Annotated in this window: 18 protein-coding genes; 8 read left to right on the plus strand and 10 right to left on the minus strand. The window is 39.7% G+C overall.

Translation table 11 applies throughout. The annotated features are described in order from the left end of the window. Position 1: 1 nt before the first annotated feature. Positions 2–1,831, minus strand: a complete 1,830-nt coding sequence (locus LBH98_01160; GenBank protein ID MDR0303365.1) for a tetratricopeptide repeat protein — start codon at positions 1,829–1,831, stop codon at positions 2–4. Between the two features lie 120 nt (positions 1,832–1,951). Here LBH98_01160 and LBH98_01165 point away from each other — a divergent pair, with 120 nt between their 5' ends. Further along, positions 1,952–4,171, plus strand: coding sequence for an NADP-dependent isocitrate dehydrogenase (locus LBH98_01165; protein MDR0303366.1), 2,220 nt, complete (start codon positions 1,952–1,954; stop codon positions 4,169–4,171). On the opposite strand, the gene dusB is transcribed toward LBH98_01165, so the two are convergent. From dusB to LBH98_01210, 9 genes are all read right to left on the minus strand, one after another. Next, complete coding sequence (gene dusB, locus LBH98_01170; protein ID MDR0303367.1) at positions 4,146–5,096, minus strand: tRNA dihydrouridine synthase DusB; 951 nt, start codon at positions 5,094–5,096, stop codon at positions 4,146–4,148. The two genes, LBH98_01165 and dusB, sit on opposite strands and share 26 nt — an antisense overlap. Before the next feature lie 4 nt (positions 5,097–5,100). Beyond that, positions 5,101–5,493 (minus strand): hypothetical protein, encoded by a 393-nt coding sequence (locus LBH98_01175; GenBank protein ID MDR0303368.1) that lies wholly within the window; start codon positions 5,491–5,493, stop codon positions 5,101–5,103. A 74-nt stretch (positions 5,494–5,567) separates the two neighbouring features. Continuing rightward, positions 5,568–5,819, minus strand: coding sequence for an acyl carrier protein (locus tag LBH98_01180; GenBank protein MDR0303369.1), 252 nt, complete (start codon positions 5,817–5,819; stop codon positions 5,568–5,570). Positions 5,820–5,846: 27 nt separating this feature from the next. Beyond that, entirely contained in the window at positions 5,847–7,043 is a 1,197-nt protein-coding gene (locus LBH98_01185; protein MDR0303370.1) for a hypothetical protein, read from the minus strand. Between the two features lie 3 nt (positions 7,044–7,046). Continuing rightward, positions 7,047–8,276, minus strand: a complete 1,230-nt coding sequence (locus LBH98_01190; GenBank protein ID MDR0303371.1) for a beta-ketoacyl-[acyl-carrier-protein] synthase family protein — start codon at positions 8,274–8,276, stop codon at positions 7,047–7,049. 110 nt (positions 8,277–8,386) lie between these two features. Continuing rightward, positions 8,387–9,589 (minus strand): hypothetical protein, encoded by a 1,203-nt coding sequence (locus LBH98_01195; protein MDR0303372.1) that lies wholly within the window; start codon positions 9,587–9,589, stop codon positions 8,387–8,389. Between the two features lie 144 nt (positions 9,590–9,733). Further along, positions 9,734–13,255 carry a CotH kinase family protein gene (locus tag LBH98_01200; protein ID MDR0303373.1) on the minus strand — a complete coding sequence of 1,174 codons (3,522 nt, stop codon included), beginning with the start codon at positions 13,253–13,255 and terminating at the stop codon, positions 9,734–9,736. 164 nt (positions 13,256–13,419) lie between these two features. After that, the gene (locus tag LBH98_01205) at positions 13,420–13,569 is read right to left on the minus strand and encodes a hypothetical protein (protein ID MDR0303374.1); all 150 of its coding nucleotides are present in this window, start codon (positions 13,567–13,569) and stop codon (positions 13,420–13,422) included. Positions 13,570–13,583: 14 nt separating this feature from the next. Then, entirely contained in the window at positions 13,584–14,006 is a 423-nt protein-coding gene (locus tag LBH98_01210; protein MDR0303375.1) for a PilZ domain-containing protein, read from the minus strand. 269 nt (positions 14,007–14,275) lie between these two features. Here LBH98_01210 and LBH98_01215 point away from each other — a divergent pair, with 269 nt between their 5' ends. The 7 genes from LBH98_01215 to LBH98_01245 are packed head-to-tail and all read left to right on the plus strand — an operon-like array spanning position 14,276 to position 21,679. Beyond that, positions 14,276–14,875, plus strand: a complete 600-nt coding sequence (locus LBH98_01215; protein ID MDR0303376.1) for a hypothetical protein — start codon at positions 14,276–14,278, stop codon at positions 14,873–14,875. Between the two features lie 6 nt (positions 14,876–14,881). After that, positions 14,882–15,679 (plus strand): DUF2764 domain-containing protein, encoded by a 798-nt coding sequence (locus LBH98_01220; protein MDR0303377.1) that lies wholly within the window; start codon positions 14,882–14,884, stop codon positions 15,677–15,679. Between the two features lie 31 nt (positions 15,680–15,710). Next, positions 15,711–17,489, plus strand: coding sequence for a V-type ATP synthase subunit A (locus LBH98_01225; GenBank protein ID MDR0303378.1), 1,779 nt, complete (start codon positions 15,711–15,713; stop codon positions 17,487–17,489). A gap of 4 nt (positions 17,490–17,493) precedes the next feature. After that, on the plus strand, positions 17,494–18,810 hold the full coding sequence (locus tag LBH98_01230; GenBank protein MDR0303379.1) for a V-type ATP synthase subunit B: 1,317 nt from the start codon (positions 17,494–17,496) through the stop codon (positions 18,808–18,810). A 21-nt stretch (positions 18,811–18,831) separates the two neighbouring features. Continuing rightward, positions 18,832–19,431 carry a V-type ATP synthase subunit D gene (locus tag LBH98_01235; GenBank protein ID MDR0303380.1) on the plus strand — a complete coding sequence of 200 codons (600 nt, stop codon included), beginning with the start codon at positions 18,832–18,834 and terminating at the stop codon, positions 19,429–19,431. A 1-nt stretch (position 19,432) separates the two neighbouring features. Then, entirely contained in the window at positions 19,433–21,358 is a 1,926-nt protein-coding gene (locus tag LBH98_01240; GenBank protein MDR0303381.1) for a hypothetical protein, read from the plus strand. A 3-nt stretch (positions 21,359–21,361) separates the two neighbouring features. Beyond that, positions 21,362–21,679, plus strand: coding sequence for a hypothetical protein (locus tag LBH98_01245; protein MDR0303382.1), 318 nt, complete (start codon positions 21,362–21,364; stop codon positions 21,677–21,679). Positions 21,680–21,759 lie beyond the last annotated feature (80 nt).

The raw sequence follows: 21,759 nt of genomic DNA on the forward strand, positions 1-21,759 counted from the left end.
ATTATATCCAACTCTGAAAATCCGGCAAAACCGCTTTTCGTTTTTCGACGGATATTTCACTTTGCGTACCGTCCATTTGAATTTCAGACGAATCCGATTTTTCAATTCGCGACGAATACTGTACGGCGTATGATTTTACTTCTCCTATATCCATCATATATTTTACATTAAGGCATTGCTCGCTTTCAGGATAATCGTTACACAGGCGCACATAAATCTTTACTACGGCGGTATCAACAATTCCGTCAACGATATTATTACGTTTGTTTGCCACCCAACCAGCCGCATAGAGCGATTTTGCGGCTATATCTTTTATGTCGGGATATTTCAAGGCGCATAACAAATATGCATAATACGCTTCCTGCGAATACGAAAAATCGTTTTCTTCCTCCATTTTTTCTGCGATTGCCAATTGGATGGTTGCCGAATCGCGGCGAGTCATTAAGGTTACAGGTATTCCGAGCATGTTTTGTGACGCTTTCGCCACTTCAAAACTTGGATATTTATTTATTATTTCACTGAAAATGCTGTCCGACGAAACGGTATCTTTTTTTATTTCTTTGAGAATATACGCCGTTGAATACAGAGATTTGGCTCTTATTGAGTCCGGCGTTTGAATCGACTCTATAAGCATATTAAAATAATTTAAAGCGGAATCAGGAATCTGCGCCGAAAGCCAATATTCTTCACCGATTCTGTATTGATAATAAGTACTATCGACTTTTGTAAACGGATCCGCATCTTCAAGCGTTTTTTGCAACTCGTCGATTTTTTTGAGACCGTCAAGACGTTTTTTTATTAAAAGCCGCATTTCTTTATCGTCACCTACCCAAAAAAGCGCACTGTCTAATTGTACTCTTCCGCTGTCCAATTCGTTTTTTATATCTATACTCACTCCGGCATATTCAAACCACGCTTTGCAGCGTATTTTTGCACTTCCGGCGCCAAAAACAATATCTTTTAATATTCTAATAGCCTCGTCATATTTTCCCATATCAATAAACGAAATTCCTTTCTCTAACATAATTTCGGTTCTGTTATATAAATAACTTGAGTTTGACAACATCAAGTCGGCAAATTTTATCGCTTCTTCGCTTTCCAATAATTTTCTGAGGCATTGCAGTTTGCGAAATTCCACCCGATAATAAATTGACGAATATTTTTTGTTAAAACTCGGCATGCTTGCCGTATAAGAAAGCGCTTTTTCGTAATCTTGATTCTCCATAGTAAGCGCCATAAGCCGCTCAATTATAGATAATTTATGAAACGGATCCGCAGTTTCGGCAAGACGTTTCTCAAGAACTTCAATCGCCGCACTTTTACCTTCAAGCTGTACCGCCAAATCCGCCTGCAAAAAAATCAATTCGGAATTACTCTGCATTTGCGGATATTTTTCCAAAAGCATTTCTACATAATTTTCCGCCGCGACAAAGTCCTCTATTTTTGCATAAGTCCTTGCCAAATAAAGCAATGTACGCGGCTCATATTTACTTTCCGGATAATATTCCAGAAGCACCTCAAAAATATTCATCGCAGACATGTATTCATTCAATTCAAAAAGCGAAATTCCTTTAAGAAAATACGCGGCATCGTGCGATTTCTCAGATTTTGGATATTCCAAAAGCACTTTATCCGCTTTTGTTACGGATCGTTTATAAAATGAACCGGTTTCTCTTGCAATGTCTAAAGAATCTTTAGACATTCTTTCATATTGTTTTTGTAATCGCTGCGCTTTTTTGTACGCATAACCGCCGTTGTAAAGAGTATTTACATACGCACATCCGCCAAATATCAACAACACAAAACAAAAAATTATAAATTTGATTTTCATTATAATCAATTTCATCAAAAATTACGAAATCCAAATGTTAAAATAATATTTGGAAAACGGCAATTATTATTTTAATACACAGTTTTGGAAACTATAAGAGAGACTACAAGAGAGAATTTGATGGAAAGAAACGAAATAATATATACGAAAACAGACGAAGCGCCGGCATTGGCAACAGAATCTTTACTGCCTATTTTTTCAAGTTTCACTAAAAAAGCCGATATTAAAATTTCTTTGAAAAACATATCTTTATCTAATAGAATACTCGCTGCGACAAGCGATTACCTTTCCAAAGAGCAAAAAGTTAGCGACGATCTTGAATTTTTGGCAAAATTGTGCCTAAACCCCGAAGCGAACATAATAAAACTTCCTAATATTTCGGCTTCTGTTTCGCAACTCAAAGCAGCGATTTTGGAGTTACAAAAAAAAGGATATGCAATCCCGGACTATCCTGAAAATCCGCGAAACATAACGGAAGAAAACGTAAAGAAAATGTATTCGCTTGTTTTAGGTTCGGCTGTAAATCCCGTAATTCGCGAAGGAAATTCCGACAGGCGGGCGGCGAAATCTGTCAAAAATTATGCCAAAAGAAATCCTCATAAAATGGACGCTTGGGATAAAAATTCCAAAACAAAGGTAGTTTCTATGTCATACGGCGACTTTTTCGCTTCCGAAAAATCCATGACAAACGCGAACAAAGAAACGGCAATCGGTTTTGTTTTTGAAAACGATACAAATAAATCGCAAAAATATCTTCGCGAAAACCTTAAACTTCTTCCGTTTGAAGTGCTTGACTGTTCGGTTATGTCTGCAAAATCGTTGGAAAATTTTGTGAGAGATTGTATTAATGCCGCCAAAAATGAGAATTTGCTTTTTTCGTTTCATTTAAAAGCGACGATGATGAAAATCAGCGACCCGATAATTTTCGGAACAATATTTAAAACGTTTTTTGAGCGAGTTTTCGACAAATACCGCGACATATTTGAAAATCTCGGAGTTTGCGCCGACTTAGGGCTCTCGGATTTACTTTCCAAAATAAAAGGGAATCGATTTGAAGAGCAAATTGTCGCCGACATAAATTCACGGTTCGACGAAATTTCGGTCGCAATGGTCGATAGCGGTAAAAACATAAGTAATTTCAGCGTTCCAAGCGACATTATAATCGACGCATCTATGCCTGCTATGATAAAAACCGGCGGAAAAATGTATGACAAAACCGGCAAACTTTGCGACGTACTCGCAATAATTCCCGATAGATCATATTCGGCGGTTTATGAGGCGATTGTAGAATTTTGTAAAAAGAACGGCGCATTTGATCCGCAAAAACTGGGCGGCGTTTCAAACGTAGGGCTAATGGCAAAACAAGCGGAAGAATACGGCTCACACGACAAAACATTCAAAATTGAAAACGACGGAACCGTTAAAATAATTGATGAAAACGGCAATGTTTTCATCGAACAAAAAGTTCAAAAAGGCGATATTTTCCGTGCCTGTCAAACAAAGCACGACGTAGTCGTAAACTGGGTTAAATTAGTTGTTGAAAGAGCAAAAACAACAAGAGTTCCGGCAATTTTCTGGTTAGACGCTTATCGTTCTCACGACAGAGAACTTATTCGAAAAATTGTAGAAGAAATAAAAACTTACAATATTTCAGGTTTAAATATTCGAATTATGTCGCCGAAAGACGCATGTATTTATTCTGTGGAAAGAATGACGGCGGGATTAGATACGATTTCGGCAACGGGAAACGTCCTTCGCGACTATTTAACGGATTTGTTCCCGATAATTGAGCTCGGCACTTCGGCAAAAATGTTGTCGATAGTTCCGCTTATGGGAGGCGGCGGACTTTTTGAAACTGGTGCGGGCGGAAGCGCTCCAAAACACGTTCAACAGTTTATTGAGCAAAATTTTCTTCGATGGGATTCTCTTGGCGAATTTATGGCATTTGTTCCATCTTTGGAAAAATACGCGCACGTACATAGAAATGAAAAAGCGAAAATCCTTGCGGAAACGCTTGACGAGGCGGTTGAAAAAATTCTTGAAAACCAAAAATCGCCTAATCGAGAACCTATTTCGTTGGATAATCGCGGATCGCATTTTTATTTGGCTTTGTATTGGGCGCGGGCGCTTGCAAATCAGGAAAAAGATGTCGAACTTGCAAAAGTTTTTGCTGAGATTGCCCAAAAGTTATCACAAAACGAGAAAGAAATATGTTCCGATTTACTTTCCGTTCAAAATAATCCGGTTGATTTGGGTGGATATTATTTTTGCGATCACGAAAAAATAAAAAACGCAATGCGCCCAAGCAAAATTTTTAATGAAATAATTGATAACTTTTGAAAATTTGTCTAACCTCATTCACGGTTTTACATTTCACAATGTCCGCACGAATTTGCGAACTGCCATCAAAACCTTTTATATACCAAGAAAGATGTTTTTTCATTTCACTCAAAACCGCATTTTTGCCATAAAATTCTTCAAAATATTGTAAATGTTTTTTTGCCGCTGAAATTTTTTCTTTCAAAGTAATGATTTTCGGTTTGCCGCCGTTCAAATGTTGTTTTATTTCTGCAAAAACGAACGGATTTCCTAAAGCCGCCCGTCCAATCATTATCGCATCGCAAAACGTTTGTTTGTAAATTTCTTCTGCATCTTTTCCGCAACAAATATCGCCGTTTCCTATAACCGGAATTGTCACCGACTCTTTGAGAATTTTTATTCTCTCCCAAATCGCATTTCCCGAATATCCCATAGTTTTGGTTCGAGCGTGAATCGTAATCGCCGAAATACCGCTGTTTTCCGCAATTTTTCCGAATTCCTTTTCAATGAAATTTTGGCTATCCCAACCCGCACGAATTTTTACAAATACAGGAATACTGCTTGCCCTTACTGTTTTTTGCATTATTTGTCCGAACAAAAGCGGATTTCTAAGAAGCGCCGCGCCGCCGTTTTTTGAAACGACTTTACTCACAGGACAGCCTGAATTTATATCAATAAAATCCGGATTTATTTCTTCACAAATTTGCTTTGCCGCGTCAACCATTTTGTCCGGATTACTGCCGAAAATTTGCACCCCGCCTGGTCTGTCCCATTCCTGAAGCATCATCATTTTTTTTGTTTTAGCGTTCATATAATACAAGCCGTCCGCGCTGATCATTTCACTTACGCATATATCTGCGCCGAACTCTTTGCACATTCTTCTGAATACCGCATCTCCGACTCCTGCCATAGGAGCAACAAATATTTTACCTGAAATATCAATCATTTAGTTAAAACGCTGCAACAAATGAAAGCCCGTTCGGTTTGACAATCAGCGAAATTCTGGCGTTTTGACGTGTGTAATCAACAATTTCTTTTCTATGTTTAAAAATCGGAATAGAAAGCAAATCCATGCCAATACCTAACGCGCAAATAAGTCCTCCCGCAACGTACCCGCCGTTTGAATTCCCGTCGTTAGCCCGATTTGTTCGGTGAGAATCCTTATAAGTCTGCAAAATAGTGACAGCGCCCGACGCAGTAGTTACAGTTCCGATGATAACAGTGGCAATTCCCGCCGATTTGAGTCGTTTTGATTCGCGATATATAAACTCATCGGTAGAATCCTGTGCGAACAAAATTACAGATAAAAAACCACATAATAAAACAGTTAATTTTTTAATCATAAAACACCTCTCAATAAATAATGGGTGCCAGGAAAATAATATTCCTGACACCCATTATTTATAAAATGTAAAAATTATATGTACTTTTTTACAATTGCAACGCTGGCGTTTACGGAAACAAGCATTGGAAATTCAGATTCCGGAATTTTAACTCCAAACTCTTTTTCAATGTTGGCTAAAATTTCAAGCAACGCCATTGAATCCATCCCTAAATCATTAATTAGATGCGCATCGTCCGTAACCGTTTCCTCTTCAATCTCCATATCTTCTGCGATATTTAGAATGATTCTGCGAATTTTAGTTTTAATTTCTTCCATTGAAACCATAAGAACCTTCCTTTGTTAAATTTTACCCTATTTTTTTATAACAACCGCCGCACAATTTCCATCATGTGAAAAAGACAAAACTATTGCATAATTTTTGTCTATCGCAAATTCCGATTTCCTTACAACGTTTATTCCGTCAATTTTTGAATACCCGTCCGTAAAAATCGGCGACACGCTTTTCTTTTGTAAATCGGCGATTGCCGCAGCAACCGCCAACGCACCGCCTGCCCCCCACGTTTCTCCAAATTTTTGCTTGTAACATGCTACGGGAACTTTATCCCCGAATATACGAGAAATAACTCTCGCTTCAATTAAATCACCATCGCTTCCATTTGCGTTCGATGAAACAAAAGCTATATCTTCAGGCGAAATTTTTGCATTTTTTATCGCCTCTCTAATAACATATTCCATAACATCGCCGTCTGGGTTGTAACCGAAATTTCCATTGTTAGGATCAAATCCGTTTGCGAATCCTTCTATTGAAACTATAATTTCTCTATTTTGTTTTTTGGCATAATTTTCATTTTCAACAAGCATTACGGCAGCGCCTTCTCCTAAAATATGTCCCTGCGGAATTTGTGCGAACGGACGTATTTTATTATCTTTTGCCAAACAATTTTTGTTGTTAATCGCAGCTATAAATTGATATGACGACACCTCTTCAATACCGGCATACAAAATCGATTGCAAATAATCCTGTGCAATATGGTCACAGGTATAAATCAACGCTTCAAGTCCTGAAGTCGCCCCGGTAGTAACAGTTCCGGAAAGATTTTTAAGATTGTAACGTATATTTGCATTTCCTGCCGGCGAATTTATAACGGTGTTTCCAAAAAGCGCCGGATTTACCGCCCTTACGCCATAACGAATAGAATCCGTAATAAAATTACCTATGGACTCAAGCGAACCGAACGCCGTTCCGACAACAAGCCCGGGTTTTTCTTCATCAGAAAGCGTATCTAAATATTCTTTGAAACCGGTTTCAATCGCCGTCATCAATATTTTTGTCGCTTTGTCTAACGTTCGAAGACCTTTTTTCCCTAAAATATCTTTCGGCTCAAAATCAGGAATCGTAAAAACATATTGCTCATTCGGCAAATCATACATATCAAATTCTCGAATTTTTGACGGCATTATTTCTTTTACGATATTTTTTTTCAGTTCGTCAAAACCTATTCCACAGCTGCAAACCGTATTGACTTTTGTAATCACCGCTTTTGACATTCTTTATTCTCCCCTGAATTTTTTGAGAACGATTGCAGACGTATTTCCGCCAAATGCGTAAGCATTTGAAATAATTATGTCTAATTCCGCCTCTCTCGCGATATTAGGCACATAATCCAAGTCGCATTCAGGGTCCGGATTTTCATAATTTATTGTCGGAAGAATCGTGTTATTTTTCATCATAAGCAAACTTGCCGCCGCCTCAATGGCGCTTGCCGCACCCATAGTATGCCCCATCATAGATTTCAGCGAACTCATAGGAATTTTATAAGCGTCTTCGCCAAATACATATTTTGCTATTTTGGTTTCAGAGGCATCGTTTGCAGGCGTTCCGGTTCCGTGCGCACATATATAGCTGACATCTTTTTTATTTATTTTTGAATGTGAAATCGCTCTCTCCATCGCCAAAATTCCTCCGTTACCTTCAGGATGAGGAGCGGTCATGTCGTAAGCGTCGCATCCAAGCCCGTAACCCAGAACTTCTCCGTAAATTTGTGCGCCTCTGTCCAAAGCGTTATCTAAAGTTTCCATTACCAATACGGCTGCGCCTTCCGCAACAGCCATTCCGTCACGATTCAAATCAAACGGTCTGCAAACATCCATCGTAGTCGCAAGCAAGCGATTAAATCCGCAGAAAGCGATTGAAGCGAAAGGATCGCTCCCGCCGGCAACGGCATAATCTAATCGTCCCATTCTAATTAAATCCATCGCATATCCTAATGCGTAATTCCCCGCCGCACAAGCAGTAGGAATAAGCATTGTTTGTCCTTTCGCACCTATAAACCTTGAAACATTCGCAGGAATTGTATTTGCGGGATACTTCCTTGCTTCGTTTTTTTCTAATTTGGTTATAAGTCTTTGGTCTTTGGAATGCCTTGCCAAAATATGCTGAATAACTTGCGGCTCACCCATCGTCGTTCCCATCGAAACTCCGAGACGATAAGGATTAACGTCTTTAACAATCAATTTCGCATCGTCTAATGCAATTCTTGCCGCCGCCACAGCGAACTGTCCCGCTTTACCCATAGAATTTATTTCTTCATCGCGAAGATAATCATTAGCCGTAAAATCTTTTACTTCTCCACCCGTTTTACTTCTGTAATCTGTCGTATCAAAAGAAACTATTGGAAGAACTCCGTTAGTCCCCTTTTTTGCCGCCGCCCAAAATTTATCTTTTCCGGTCCCGATAGGAGTTATCAATCCAATACCGCTTACGACAACTCTTTTTGGCATAAACCATCCTCAGATTCGTAATTAATAATAGTTGTAATATAAATAACTAAACGCCTTAAAAACAAAAAATTCCTTTACTTATCACTTATTCCCGTTTATTCGCGATTGTCTCACCAAACTTCAAACTCTTCCTGTATACTTTCAATAATTTCTTCAACTTTTGTTTTTTCATTGTTTCCGTCTTGAATTTCCTCTGTTGTGATAGTTTCCGCATCTATTTCTACCGGAATTTCTTTTATTTTGGCTTCTTTCTTAATCTCTTTTAGCGGTAAGGTTTTTTCTTGTGCGTTTATTTCAAGCGAATTTTTAGCCTTAATTTCACTCTTTTTTGATGTCCCGAAATTAAGCGATACGCCCGCCAGAAATTCCCATTCGACACTTGTTTCGTATTTGTTCACCGCCGCAGTAAAATCCAAATTTACATATTGTACGTCTAATCCGAACCCAAAATTTATGACGTTATAGTCAGCTTTTATGGTCTTTCCGGCTCGTAAGTCTAACCAATTTGTCGGAGAAAATTCAAAACCCAAAGGAAATTGCAGGCGCTTGTTCACATTTTTTATTTTGGAACCGTTAGGGTCGTAAATATGCCAATACAAGATATCGCCGGCAACGCAAAAATCAAGCGATTTTATTTTCCAAAAATACGCCGCACCTGTCTTCATTGAAGTTGGAAGTTTCTCGCCGTCACCCCATTTTTCACCGTTTTCGTTAATCATGGGAGTAGTTGTTCCGAAATTGTTGAAAGCGAGTCCTATCCGTAAATTTTCATCAATAAGCTTCCACAAAAATCCGCCGTTCATAACGAACGCGTATGCTACTTCATCAATAAATTTATCGAAAGCGAATCCAAAACTAATCCCCCAGTCGAAATTTTTATTTCTATGCAAACCTATTGTATAAGAAAACTCGCTAAACTGCCAATTCGACGACAAATCGCCGGGCGCCGGCGGACTTTCCGGAAAAATATCGCGTATGTAAATGTCGTCAACCGTATGGTTTTGTACCGAAACCGCCATAAACGTTTTTTTTACAGGCATAAAGATTTCGAGGCGATTCACGTTCAAATCGGAATATTTTATTTTCCACAAGTGCTCAAACGACAATCTATATTGGCTGAAATTTCCGTAGTTCGCAGGGTTTGAATGCATAGAAAAATCTGCCGGAACAGCCGCTCCCGCGCCGCCAAGAGCGGTTAATTTTGTGCCGGACGAAATGTTTAGAAGTTGAAATCCGCTTTGCGCCGCCCAATCCTGCGTCTCGGCAAAAGCGCTAAAAATTATGGTAATCGTAATAATTATAATTTTTTTCATACACAGTAAAATACCATTTTCACTAAAACAAAAGGGAGCAAATTTTGCGCCTAAAGTTTTTGCTTGCCGAATCTGTGTCGCTCAAAGAAAACTGAATCGGAGAAATTATTCAATGTATATTTAGATAGCAATCCAATCATCATATTATCTCTTAACGCCCAACTTCGTCGAATACTTATATGTCTTTCCGCTTGCACCTTTGGCTTCGACAACAATCAGATATGTTCCATTCGCCACATTTCTGCCCGCGTTATTCGTCAAATCCCATAATATCTCTTTGTTATTTCTACTTTTCGATTCAAATACCACATTACCGATGTTATCATAAATAATAAGGGTAACTTGCGCTTGCTCAGGCGTTCTCACCAAAATCTTTGCTGTCTGAGAAACAATTGCCTTTTCAAGCGGTATTCCGTACTTCTTGTCTGATTTCTTATCTTTAGAAATCGGATTTGAATATTCTTGATTGGTTATTACGTGCAAGGACAAAGAAGCAATACCCGTATTGTAATTTGAGTTTTCAGCAGTACGGGCGAATATATAATAATTCGTTGCCGGAAGAAGTCCCGTAAACGTCAAATCGGTTTTCCACGCACTCGCTTCGACAAGAGTAGTGTTAGCGGTATTTATTGCAAATTCTACCGTCTGTCCGTTTTCGGGAGCGGTTACCGCTTCTATTGTTATGCTGTTGTGCGTTTTGTTTGCCAAAACAGGAACGGCAGTTGCCGCACCAGTCTCTTTATTCACAACAAAACTCAACGGTACTTTAATCGTAAACGGGTTTCCTTGATTTTCTCCGCTCAATATAAGCGTATCAATATGCGTCGCTGCCGAAAGTGAATTCTTAGGGTTAACGTTTATTGTCGCCAAATATCCGCCGTCTCCCGTTGCTTCGGTTTTGCTTAGTTCGGTTGAAATCTCAAAATCCGACAGATTCTCATTTTTTAACGTTGCCGACAATTCGGTCATATCGTCGTATGCGACAAGAGTAAATTTTTGTGGCTGAATTTCTGAATAAAGAAATGTTTGACTTGCAAATGTTTTGTTTGCCGGAATAACGTCGACTTTATTCAACTCTACGTCAAGATAAGCAATACGCAGAGTTAAATAATCTTTCATTTTTTCTATTTGTTCCCAAAAATCGTTTTTCTCGTACGGATGGTTTCTTGTCCATTCAGGAAAAGTTCTATACCACCACGAATCAAAATTTTTAATCGCCGAAATTTCAATTTGAGCGGCTGTTGCATCTATAAAATCATTTATAGAAATAATATCTTGATATTTTTCATTCCACCGTTCCTTATATTTTACAAGAAATATTGGGTCATCAAAAAATCTTTTGAAAAATTGTATTTTGGACGACGCTTTATTTGGATTATTAAAATGATTGTAATTATAATCATAACCATACCCACAATCAAAGTCCCATAAGGGACCCATATTAATTCTGTTCAATTCCTCTTTTGCATTGTTATTATCTTTGTATAAATATGTACTCATTGGTCCTTCAAGAACATCTCTGTTGTGAGTTACTTCCTGTATCATAATAAAATCAACAAATGTGTTCATATTTATCAAATCTCTGTATCCGTTTTCTGGAAAATTCACCGAAGCCATAAAATCGCACAATTCGTTCAAATCTTTTCGGACAAAATCAAAAGCCGGATTGCTAATATTAGCAGGTTCAAATTCAGGCGATTTGATCATCACGGGCAGATTGTAATTGGCAGTCTTAAATTTTGGCTCTTCGTCATAATATCCGTCCATTTCAACAAACCATCCTTCTGTTTCGTTTATATCAACTCTTCCCGGATTTACCTGGTTTTGTTCCGTCAAAAGGTAATTTCCTTTATACTCCCCATTCAAATACAATTCTACAAAATTAAAAGAATGGTTGAATGGCAAACCAAAACGATTTCCATACTCAAATGCGATTGTATTAAACATCAATGTAGGGTCTCTGTATTGAGCAATCAACACCCACGATTTCGCCAATTCCAAACCGAACAAACTTTGCTTTTTGTCGAATTTCACTCTGTACGACTTCTTATAAGCATTAGGATTACCCCAACTGTCATTTCCCCGCCCTCTAATTCCTCCGGCAGAAAAGTTGTCGGCGGTAAGAGAAGTATTGTTGTTCGGATTATTCGGGTCGGTTAAAACGAAATTCATCGGTACATAATTTATTTTGTCCAATATCGCTGCCTCGTTTTGCGTATCAATCCATATAATCGGCAAACCGCTTGTCAGCGAACCTTCGCCACTCACCGGATCCCACGCACCGTAACAGCGGCTTTTAGGTTTGTATTTGGCGTAATTGTCATCGTTAGTATTTGCGGGACGATAATCAACTGTTTCAAAGTCATTTTTGTTGTTGTCGCTATCAGTAAGAGATACGCGGCGGACGGCAAAATTCTTGGTCATTCCTACTACAAGTTCATTCTCATAACCGTCAATATTATCTGCGCCTGCCGTATCGACCGCACCTAACATGTCCACATAATCCATGGCGATCTGTTCATCCATATCAAACGGATTGGCGACGGTCAATTTGTTCTGATTTCCCATAAGAACCACCTTAAAATTTTTGTTACCTAAGGTAAAATCGGCTACATCCTGGTCATAATCGACAATAGTTCGGGAACCTGTCGGCGTTCCTGTTTTTCCGCGAATAAGAAACGAACTTTTGGCGGGAATTGTTCCCGTAAGTTTAATTACATTCCAACCCGTTCCTGTGGCGTTTGCGTATTGCAGCGAATATTTGCCGGTTAAACTGACTTTTTGGTCGGTATTGTTATAAATTTCTACAAAACTGTTAGAAATCGCGCCGTCGGTAGCTGCGCCTGCCTGCAAAATAAGCAGTTTGCCCGCAAGTATGTCCGCCGGACCTGCTTCTGTCGGGTCTAATACCGGCTCTGCTTTTTCAGGAATTGGTTCCCAAGCGCCGTAACTGTGGTTCTTAGGACGTTTGAGTTCCTTTTCTTCACTACTAACGCTGGCGTAGGTTACAATTTCAAAATCCGCCGAATTATTATCCGTATCGACAAGAGACTTTCTACGAACGCCCACCTGTTTGCTAATGCGATATTCGCCGTCAATAAATGAAATACTACCCTCTTGTCCCAATATTTGGTCGGTCGCATCATTGGTTACGCCTATCATATCAATATAACCGCTCGCTTTTGTACCTGAACCGTCGGTATCAAACGGATTATTCATATTAAGCAAGTTCGTATCGCTCATAAGCGCAACCTTTACAGCCTTATTGCTAAGTTCAAAAGCGGTATCGTTTATATCTCCGCAATCATCTTCAATAAGTAACGCGGGAGTAACCATAGTACCTTTCTTGCCGAGAATAAGAAACGAATGTTTCGGTTCGATAATCTTCCCCGACAAGTCTATCGTTTTCCATTCTCCGTCTTGGGTTGCGCCGTTTGTAACTTTCGTTCCTGCTGCGTATTGCAGCGAATAACCGTTCAAATCTATCGGCGATTCTGTGGCGTTATACAGTTCCACAAAACTGTGAGAAATGTTGCCGTCGGAGCCGGCTCCAATCTGCAAAATTAAAAGTACGCCCTCGTTTTCCTGCGCCAACACATTCCCTGATAAAAACAGCGTGACAATCATCGCTGTCGCCGTTTTTAGAAATTTATTTTTTCTTACCATAATATATAATTACTCCTTCAATAAGAATTTATATTCCGATATATTGTAATGAATGGACAATGACTTATTGTTCATAGACAAGGTAAAATTCTGAATATCGAAAAAGCGGAAAGGACAACGTTTCGCATTAGACGAACCTACGTAAGTCCCTGAAAAATAACGACTTATTCGGGGGGGGGGGGGGGCGAAATCATAATTCGGGATGCGGAATCGAAAGCGAAAGTATGCCAATGCCCGTTAAACATCGCCGATATTGTTGCGTAAACGGTTCGCGTCGCTACGAAAAGCAAAGAGAGAATTATCGATTTGTCCATATTTGCGTCTTATCTCAATACGTTTCTTCGTCTAAGATTCCGGCTTCAATATCTTCTTCGGTAATATCTAAACGACGTTTCATTCCAATTTTATATACGAGATTTTTAACTATTTTTTTACCTTTTTCATCTAAATCTTGAAAAAGCGTTCCAGTCAAAATAATAGACGGATTTGCGTCCGGCTTGCTCCAACGAATTTGAACGCTCACATCAAGATTTCCGAGTGCGGCGTTAAAAAAATCCTTTCCTAAAATCACGCGAACGCGGTAGATTTTTTCTTTGTCCAAAACGGTACCGCCGAAAATCATCATACCTTCACTTGTGATATCGGCGACTCTCCCTATTTCTTTCCCGTTTTCAAGGTCTATCACTTTAAGATAGTAGCACAAAACTTTTCGTATAAGCCGTCGTTTATCAGGAATAGAACCTTCGATCATTAAACCCTCCGATTTTTACTTTTCCAAAAATGCGTTATAAACGCGCTATAGAAAATAATATTGAGCATAAAATAAGTGTATATATATTGATTTAATCGTGTTTTTTGTATAAATAACGGAAGTTTTATATCTCTTGAAATACATACGAAATAAAAAATAATAATAATAAAAATTCCTATTTATTTTGTACTAAATATATTTTTACTAATATTTTTGTTGTCTGTTCGTAAATTTTTAATTTGCGTAAAAATTTTATTTTTGGAGGTTCAATGGAAGGAAAAGTCTCACAATTGGCGGAAAAATTGCTCAAAGAAGGTGTTGAACAAGGAGAAAAGAGAAGAGAAGAGATTATTGCGGAGGCAAATCAGAAAGCGGAAGAAATTATTGCCAAAGCAAAAAAAGAAGCAGAAAATATTATTTTCCAAGCAAACCAAAAAGCTGAAGATACAAAGAAAAATGCGGATTCTGAAATAAATCTTTCTGGACAGCAGGCGTTGAGTGCGTTGAAAAGCAAAATTACGGATATGGTTTTGGCAAAAGCGGTAGATTGTGCGGTTAGCGACACCCTTACCAAGAATATTCCGGATTATATAAAATCTGTTTTATCAAATTGGAAAGGCAATGATTCCGCGATTGAAATTCTGCTTTCGCAGGAACAAAAAACCACTCTTGCCAAAGACGTGGAATCCGCGGTAAAGGGAATTATGAACGGCGGCGTCGCTATTTCGGCGTCCAAAAGCGTAAAAAACGGTTTTCAAATCGGTCGTAAGGACGGTTCATACAAAATATCGTTTACCGACAGCGATTTTGCGGAATATTTTAAAGAATATCTGCGTCCAAAAGTAAAATCAATTCTTTTTGGGGAATAATTTCCGATGAGTCAAAACTATTATTATCTTGTAACAGGGCTTCCCGATCTTGTAGAAGGCGGCGGAAAAGGTTTTGATTACGCAAAGATTCGACAGGAAATTATTGAAGAATTATCTGTCGACGACTGCGGCTTGCTTAAAGCGTTTTTGTTGCAGTTTGACAATGCGAATATCGTGAATTTTCTCAATAAAAAGCAAAATTTTGATTCCCGCGGATGGTTTTCGCCGTCCGAAATCGAGGATGCCGTAAACGACATCGATACGCTTCCTCAATATCTTCAAACTTTTTTGCAAAATTACAAAGAAGACAAGGAAAGCGTTTCGGGGCTTGGGCTTTTGGAGCAATTGTCATATCTTTATTATAGTGAAATTTCAAGTAAAAACGAATGGTTTGCAAACTGGACGGATTTTGCCGTTGATATTCAAAATGTAGTTGCTGCGTCAAATGCGAGGGAATTAGGCGTTTCCGCAGAAAAAAGCGTGATTCCTTTTAATGATAATGCGGAAAAAATAGTAAAAAGCAGAGCTACGGATTTCGGACTTGGCAACTCTTTGCCCTGGACGGAACAAATTGCCAAAAATATTAACGATCCCGTCGCTCTTGAAGAAGCGATTGACGCAATTTATTGGAGAAAAGCGGACGAACTTTCGGAAAGCAGAACGTTTGGAATCGAAAGCGTGTTGGGTTTTATGGTGAAAGCGAACAGTATTGAACGTTGGCTGCGTTTGGATACGGAAAAAGGAATCGCACGAGCGAATAATTTGATTGAAAAACTCAAATCATCCGTGCAAAGTCAAAGATAAAGTAAAAATAACTTACGGAGGAGACATATAAATGAGCACAAAAGGGAAAGTTGCCGGTGTTGTCGCAAACTTGGTAACATTGGAAGTTGATGGACCGGTTGGGCAGAACGAAATCTGTTATATCGACCTTAAAGGAACAAAACTTATGGCGGAAGTCATTAAAGTTACGGGCGACAAAGTAGCGGTTCAGGTATTTGAAAGCACAAGAGGGCTCAGAATCGGAGAAACGGCCGAATTTACCGGACGAATGCTTGAGGTAACGCTTGGTCCGGGAATGCTTTCGAAAACATACGACGGACTGCAGAACGATTTGCATAAAATGGAAGATGTTTTTCTCAAAAGGGGAGAATATACTCATCCGCTTAATCCGGGTCAAAAATGGGATTTTAAGCCTACGGCGAAAATCGGCGACGAAGTCGAGGCGGCGGCATGGCTTGGCGAAGTGAAAGAAAATTGGCTTAATCATAAAATTATGGTTCCGTTTGACCTTAAAGGGACGGCTAAAGTTAAATCGATAGTCTCTGAAGGTTCTTATGCTTCCGACAGTGAAATAGCGATTTTAATCGATGCGGACGGAAACGATATTTCGGTGTCTATGGAAATGAAATGGGCGGTAAAACGTGAAGTTTCCGCGTATAAACACAAACCGCGTCCGTTCAAATTATTTGAAACCGGCGTCCGTACGATAGACACGCTTAACCCGCTTGCGGAGGGCGGCACAGGATTTATGCCGGGACCTTTCGGCGCTGGAAAAACCGTTATGCAGCATTCGCTTTCCAAAAACGCGAACGCCGATATTATCGTTATGGTCGCCTGCGGCGAAAGAGCGAACGAAGTCGTAGAAATTTTTACGGAATTCCCGGAACTTGAAGACCCGCGCACAGGCAGAAAACTTATGGAAAGAACCGTTATAATCGCTAATACGTCGAATATGCCTGTCGCAGCCCGTGAGGCGTCTGTTTATACGGGTATGACGATCGCTGAATATTATCGTTCTATGGGAATGAAAGTGCTTTTGCTTGCAGATTCGACTTCTCGTTGGGCGCAGGCGCTTCGCGAAATGTCGAACCGTCTTGAAGAATTGCCCGGACAGGACGCATTTCCGATGGATTTGTCGGCGATCATCGCGCAATTTTATGCTCGAAACGGATACGTAGAACTTAATAACGGTAAAACCGGCTCAATAACTTTTCTTGGGGCGGTTTCACCCGCAGGCGGAAACCTTAAAGAGCCCGTAACGGAATCGACTAAAAAAGCGGCGAGATGCTTTTATGCGTTGGAACAGGCGCGTGCGGATTCAAAACGTTATCCCGCGGTTGACCCGATTGAGAGTTATTCCAAATACATCGAATATCCCGAACTGATAGAGTATCTTGACGAACACGTTCAAAAGGATTGGGCAAAAGGCGTTCAATTCCTCAAAGATATACTGCTTAGAGGAAAAGAAGCGAAAGATCAAATAAATATCTTGGGGGATGACGGAGTGCCGCTTGATTATCATGTGGCATACAATAAGTCTGAGGTTGTGGATTTTGCAATCTTGCAACAGGATTCTTTTGACAAAATCGACGGAACAACGCCTATGCATCGTCAAAAGCAACTTACGAATATAGTTTTGGATATTTGTCAAAGTAATTATTCCTTTGAAGATTTTGAAGAAGTAAGCAGATTTTTCAGAAAGACTATAAATTTGATAAACCAAATGAAATATTCGCATTTTGAGAGTCAGGAATTTTATGCCGCCGAAAAAGAGCTTAAAGAGTTCGTATCCGCCAAAAAAGTTGCTTTTAATCAGAAAGAAGGAGAGTAAATAAATGAGCGCATTTCAGAAAATTTACACAAAAGTTGAGAATATTACCAAGGCTACGATTACGGTGAAAGCCGATGGTGTTTCAAACGATGAAATGGCGTACGTCGATGGGCGTCCGGCGCAGGTGGTGAAAATTAAAGGGAATGAAGTAACTCTTCAGATATTTCCGGGAACGCAGGGTATTTACACGAACGCAGAAGTAAAATTTACGGGTAAAGCGCCGACGATAAAACTTTCCGACGATCTTCGCGGAAGATTTTTTAACGCTTACGGCGAACCGATTGACGGCGGCGCGGAAATTGACGGCGAAGAGCAAGAAATCGGCGGTCCGTCGGTTAATCCGGTACGCAGGAAACAACCCAGCGAATTTATTCCTACGGGCATTGCGGGCATCGACTTGAACAATACTTTGGTCACAGGGCAAAAAATTCCGTTTTTTGCCGATCCCGATCAACCTTACAATATGGTTATGGCGGACGTAGCACTTAAGGCGAAAGCGGATATGATTATTCTGGGCGGTATGGGAATGTCTAACGACGATTATTTATATTACAAGCAAACATTTGATAACGCCGGCGCGCTTGACAGAATTATAAGTTTTATTAACACTACCGAAGACGCTCCGGTCGAGCGGCTGCTTATTCCGGATATGGCGCTTACTACGGCGGAATATTTTGCCGTAAAGAAAAATATGAAGGTGCTTGTGCTTCTTACTGATATGACGCTTTACGCCGACGCTTTGGCGATTGTGTCGAATCGTATGGACCAAATTCCCAGTAAAGACAGTATGCCCGGTTCGCTTTATTCGGATTTGGCAAAAATTTATGAAAAAGCGGTGCAGTTTCCCGAGGGCGGTTCAATAACGATTATTGCCGTCACTACGCTTTCCGGCGGCGATATAACTCACGCGATTCCCGATAATACCGGGTATATCACGGAAGGTCAGCTATATTTAAGAAGGGATACCGACATTGGAAAAGTCATAATTGACCCGTTTCGCTCTTTATCGCGCTTAAAACAACTTGTTATAGGGAAAAAGACTCGCGAAGATCATCCTCAAGTGATGAATACCTGCGTTCGTTTGTTCGCAGACGCCGCAAACGCGAAAACCAAGCAGGAAAACGGTTTTGATTTGACGGATTACGACGAAAGATGTTTGTCGTATGCACGAGACTATTCAAGAGAACTTTTGGCGATTGACGTTAATATCAACGCCGAAAAAATGTTGGATACGGGTTGGGAAATCCTTGGAAAATACTTTACCCGTGATGAAGTCGCTATGAAAAAAGTCCTTATGGACAAATATTGGAAAGGCAAATAATCTTTTCAAAAGAGGTGGTTTGTGGCATTAAAATTTCAGTTCAATAAGACCGCTCTAGCCCAACTCAAAAAAGAGTTGAAAGTTAGACAAAAGGCTTTGCCGACACTAAAAGCGAAAGAGACGGCTCTTCGGCTTGAAGTCAAAAAGGCAAAAGAAGAGCTTGTCGCCGCTCAAAAAGTTTTCGGCGAACATACTGACACCATGAATAAATATGGGAAACTTTGGGAGGAATTTCCAAACGAAATATTGCAAATTAAAGGTGTCGAAACGTCTTTCAAAAAAATCGCCGGAGTGAAAATCCCGATTTTGGAGAATATTGATTTTGTTTTAACATTAGATTCTTTTTTCGGAGGAGCCGGATGGACTGCCGCCGGAGTAAAACTGCTAAAAGAATCCGCGCGTTTGGCAATAGAAATAGATGTTGCGAAACAGCGGCTTTCAATTTTGGAATATGCTCGAAAAAAGACGACTCAAAAGGTCAATCTTTACGAAAAAGTACAGATTCCCGAATATAACGAGGGGATTTTGAAAATCAAGCGCTTTATGGAAGATCAGGAAAACCTTGAAAAATCGGCGCAGAAAATTCTTAAAGGAAAATTAACTCAGCAGGAGGCGGCATAAAATGGTCAGTAAAATGAGCCGTCTTTCTGTTTTGTTGTATCACGGTGAAAAGGAAGATTTTCTTAACAAATTACGAAACGTCGGAGTCGTTCATATTGAAAGTTCCGACAAAGAATTAAGTGCAAAAGCGTTATCTTTGAGCGGTACGCTTACGGAAGCCGAAAAAATTATTACGGAAATTAAACGTTTATTCAAAGAATCGCCGACAAACGAAGCGTCGGATTTTCAGGCGGCCGAGGCGATAAAGAAATATATTGCTAATTCGGCGAGAATCGATTCTATAAACAACGAGATTTCTTCAATTGAAAAAGAAAAAAAACGATTTGAGCCCTGGGGCGACGTTTCAAACGAAACGCTTTTAAAGCTCAAAGAGAGCGGCGTTTATGTTTCGCTTTACGAATTATCGGCAAAAGAAAAGCCGCTTATAGAAAATTTTACTTATGAAACAGTAAAAGAAACGCCGTCTAATTTGTGGGTTGCGATTGTCGGATTAAACGAACCGATTATAATTGACGGAAAAGAACCTTCTGTTCTTCCAGAGATTTCACTTACGGAAATCAACAATCAAGAGTCGCTTCTGAATGCCGAAAAATATAAATTGACCAACGAGCAAAAGGAAATTGCGGCGCAAGTCAGAAAAATCGAACAATATAAACTGAAAATTCAAGATTCGCTTAACTTTGAATTGGCGAATTCCTCTATGCATGAAGCGGCAAGAGGAAAATTGCTTTTAATTAACGGTTGGATTCCGGACGAGAAAAAATCAAACTTGCAAAAATTATTTGATGAAATTCCTTGCGGATATGAATTTAGCGAACCAAAAGACGGCGATGACGTTCCCGTGAAATTCAACAATAACGCTTTTGCACAAAAGTACGAAGCGATTACAAAACTTTTTACGCTTCCAAAATACTGTGAAATTGATCCGACGCCGTTTTTTGCGCCGTTTTATGCGTTTTTCTTTGGACTTTGCGTAGGCGACGTGGGTTACGGAATGCTTATTTTGACAGCGGCGGTTGCGGCTTACGTCAAAGCGAGCGGAAGTTTCAAACCGATAGCGGTTTTGGGAATGATGCTTGGATTTTCCACAATTATCGGCGGATTTTTACTCAACGGATTTTTCAGCATACCGATTTTTAATTCGGCTGATGGAAGCGGATTGCTTGGCGACGCCGGAGGATTGGGAATGTATTCGCTTTTGAAATCCGCTTCGGTGCATGTGATGGAAAATGGAAAATTGACGGAAAAAGTCATTATGCCTATGATTCCTTTTGCGTTGTTTTTGGGCGTAATTCAAATTTTATTCGGAATGTTTCTCAAGATAATCAACAAAATCATACAAAACAACGGGCAAATAAAATACGCTTTATTTCCAATCGGCACAGTGTTTTTAACGGTTTCGGCAACCCTTGCGGTAACTCAAATGAACTTTTTGGATATGGGTTCTTTTTTTGAAGTATGTTTCAATATTACCGCACCGCAAATTGCGGAGTTGATTACTATGAAAATGATAATGTATCCGGCGATTGTAGGACTTATTTTGCTGTTTTTTTTCAACAATCCGTCAAAATCCGTTTTTATCCGTCTGCCGCTTGGTCTTTGGGAATTGTATCAGTTCGTAACGGGGCTTATGGGCGATGTGCTTTCGTATATTCGTTTGTTTGCGCTTGGACTTGCCGGCGGACTTTTGGGCGCGTCTTTCAACAAAATAGCGCTTATGGTTTGCGGAGGAGAGTTCAATTTTTCCACGCCGCTTGTCATTTTTACGATACTTATTTTGATTTTGGGACATGTAATAAACATAGCGCTTGCCGCTTTGGGCGCGTTTGTGCATCCGCTTCGTTTGACGTTTGTCGAGTTTTACAAACACCTTGAATTCCAAGGCGGAGCAAGGGAGTATAAGCCGTTTGCAAAAGCGGAAACATAGTTTTTGAATCCGGCGGGTTTTCCGCCGGATTTTATAGGAGACGTTTTTATGTCGTTTGACGAGCGGCAGATTTTTTTAAAAAGAGAATACGCGGAAGCGATTCGTTATATGGATAACGCAAAAGAATTTTTGCAAAAGGCAAAAAAAGAGAGTTCGTTTTATACGGACAAAAAACCGGCTTCTTTTTTGCATGCCGCTTATAATGTTTTGCATTTGGACGGATATTATGACGGAATAACTAATGTAAAAGCGATTGATGCGGGATTTGACGCCGCTTATGAAATTATCGAAAAAATTAAGCCGATAAAGGACATAAAATGAATAAAGAAACACAAATTTATTTTCTATTAAGATTCGCACCCCCCCCCGTTCCCCACCCCCAAACCAGATGAAACTATACT

The organism is Chitinispirillales bacterium, assembly GCA_031254455.1.
Classification (GTDB): Bacteria; Fibrobacterota; Chitinivibrionia; order Chitinivibrionales; family Chitinivibrionaceae; genus WRFX01.

Bases quoted from the DNA above. Each gene is read 5' to 3' on its own strand.
- LBH98_01160 (MDR0303365.1), bottom strand. From the start codon at position 1,831: ATGAAAATCAAATTTATAATTTTTTGTTTTGTGTTGTTGATATTTGGC.
- LBH98_01165 (MDR0303366.1), top strand. From the start codon at position 1,952: ATGGAAAGAAACGAAATAATATATACGAAAACAGACGAAGCGCCGGCA.
- dusB (MDR0303367.1), bottom strand. From the start codon at position 5,096: ATGATTGATATTTCAGGTAAAATATTTGTTGCTCCTATGGCAGGAGTC.
- LBH98_01175 (MDR0303368.1), bottom strand. From the start codon at position 5,493: ATGATTAAAAAATTAACTGTTTTATTATGTGGTTTTTTATCTGTAATT.
- LBH98_01180 (MDR0303369.1), bottom strand. From the start codon at position 5,819: ATGGTTTCAATGGAAGAAATTAAAACTAAAATTCGCAGAATCATTCTA.
- LBH98_01185 (MDR0303370.1), bottom strand. From the start codon at position 7,043: ATGTCAAAAGCGGTGATTACAAAAGTCAATACGGTTTGCAGCTGTGGA.
- LBH98_01190 (MDR0303371.1), bottom strand. From the start codon at position 8,276: ATGCCAAAAAGAGTTGTCGTAAGCGGTATTGGATTGATAACTCCTATC.
- LBH98_01195 (MDR0303372.1), bottom strand. From the start codon at position 9,589: ATGAAAAAAATTATAATTATTACGATTACCATAATTTTTAGCGCTTTT.
- LBH98_01200 (MDR0303373.1), bottom strand. From the start codon at position 13,255: ATGGTAAGAAAAAATAAATTTCTAAAAACGGCGACAGCGATGATTGTC.
- LBH98_01205 (MDR0303374.1), bottom strand. From the start codon at position 13,569: ATGGACAAATCGATAATTCTCTCTTTGCTTTTCGTAGCGACGCGAACC.
- LBH98_01210 (MDR0303375.1), bottom strand. From the start codon at position 14,006: ATGATCGAAGGTTCTATTCCTGATAAACGACGGCTTATACGAAAAGTT.
- LBH98_01215 (MDR0303376.1), top strand. From the start codon at position 14,276: ATGGAAGGAAAAGTCTCACAATTGGCGGAAAAATTGCTCAAAGAAGGT.
- LBH98_01220 (MDR0303377.1), top strand. From the start codon at position 14,882: ATGAGTCAAAACTATTATTATCTTGTAACAGGGCTTCCCGATCTTGTA.
- LBH98_01225 (MDR0303378.1), top strand. From the start codon at position 15,711: ATGAGCACAAAAGGGAAAGTTGCCGGTGTTGTCGCAAACTTGGTAACA.
- LBH98_01230 (MDR0303379.1), top strand. From the start codon at position 17,494: ATGAGCGCATTTCAGAAAATTTACACAAAAGTTGAGAATATTACCAAG.
- LBH98_01240 (MDR0303381.1), top strand. From the start codon at position 19,433: ATGGTCAGTAAAATGAGCCGTCTTTCTGTTTTGTTGTATCACGGTGAA.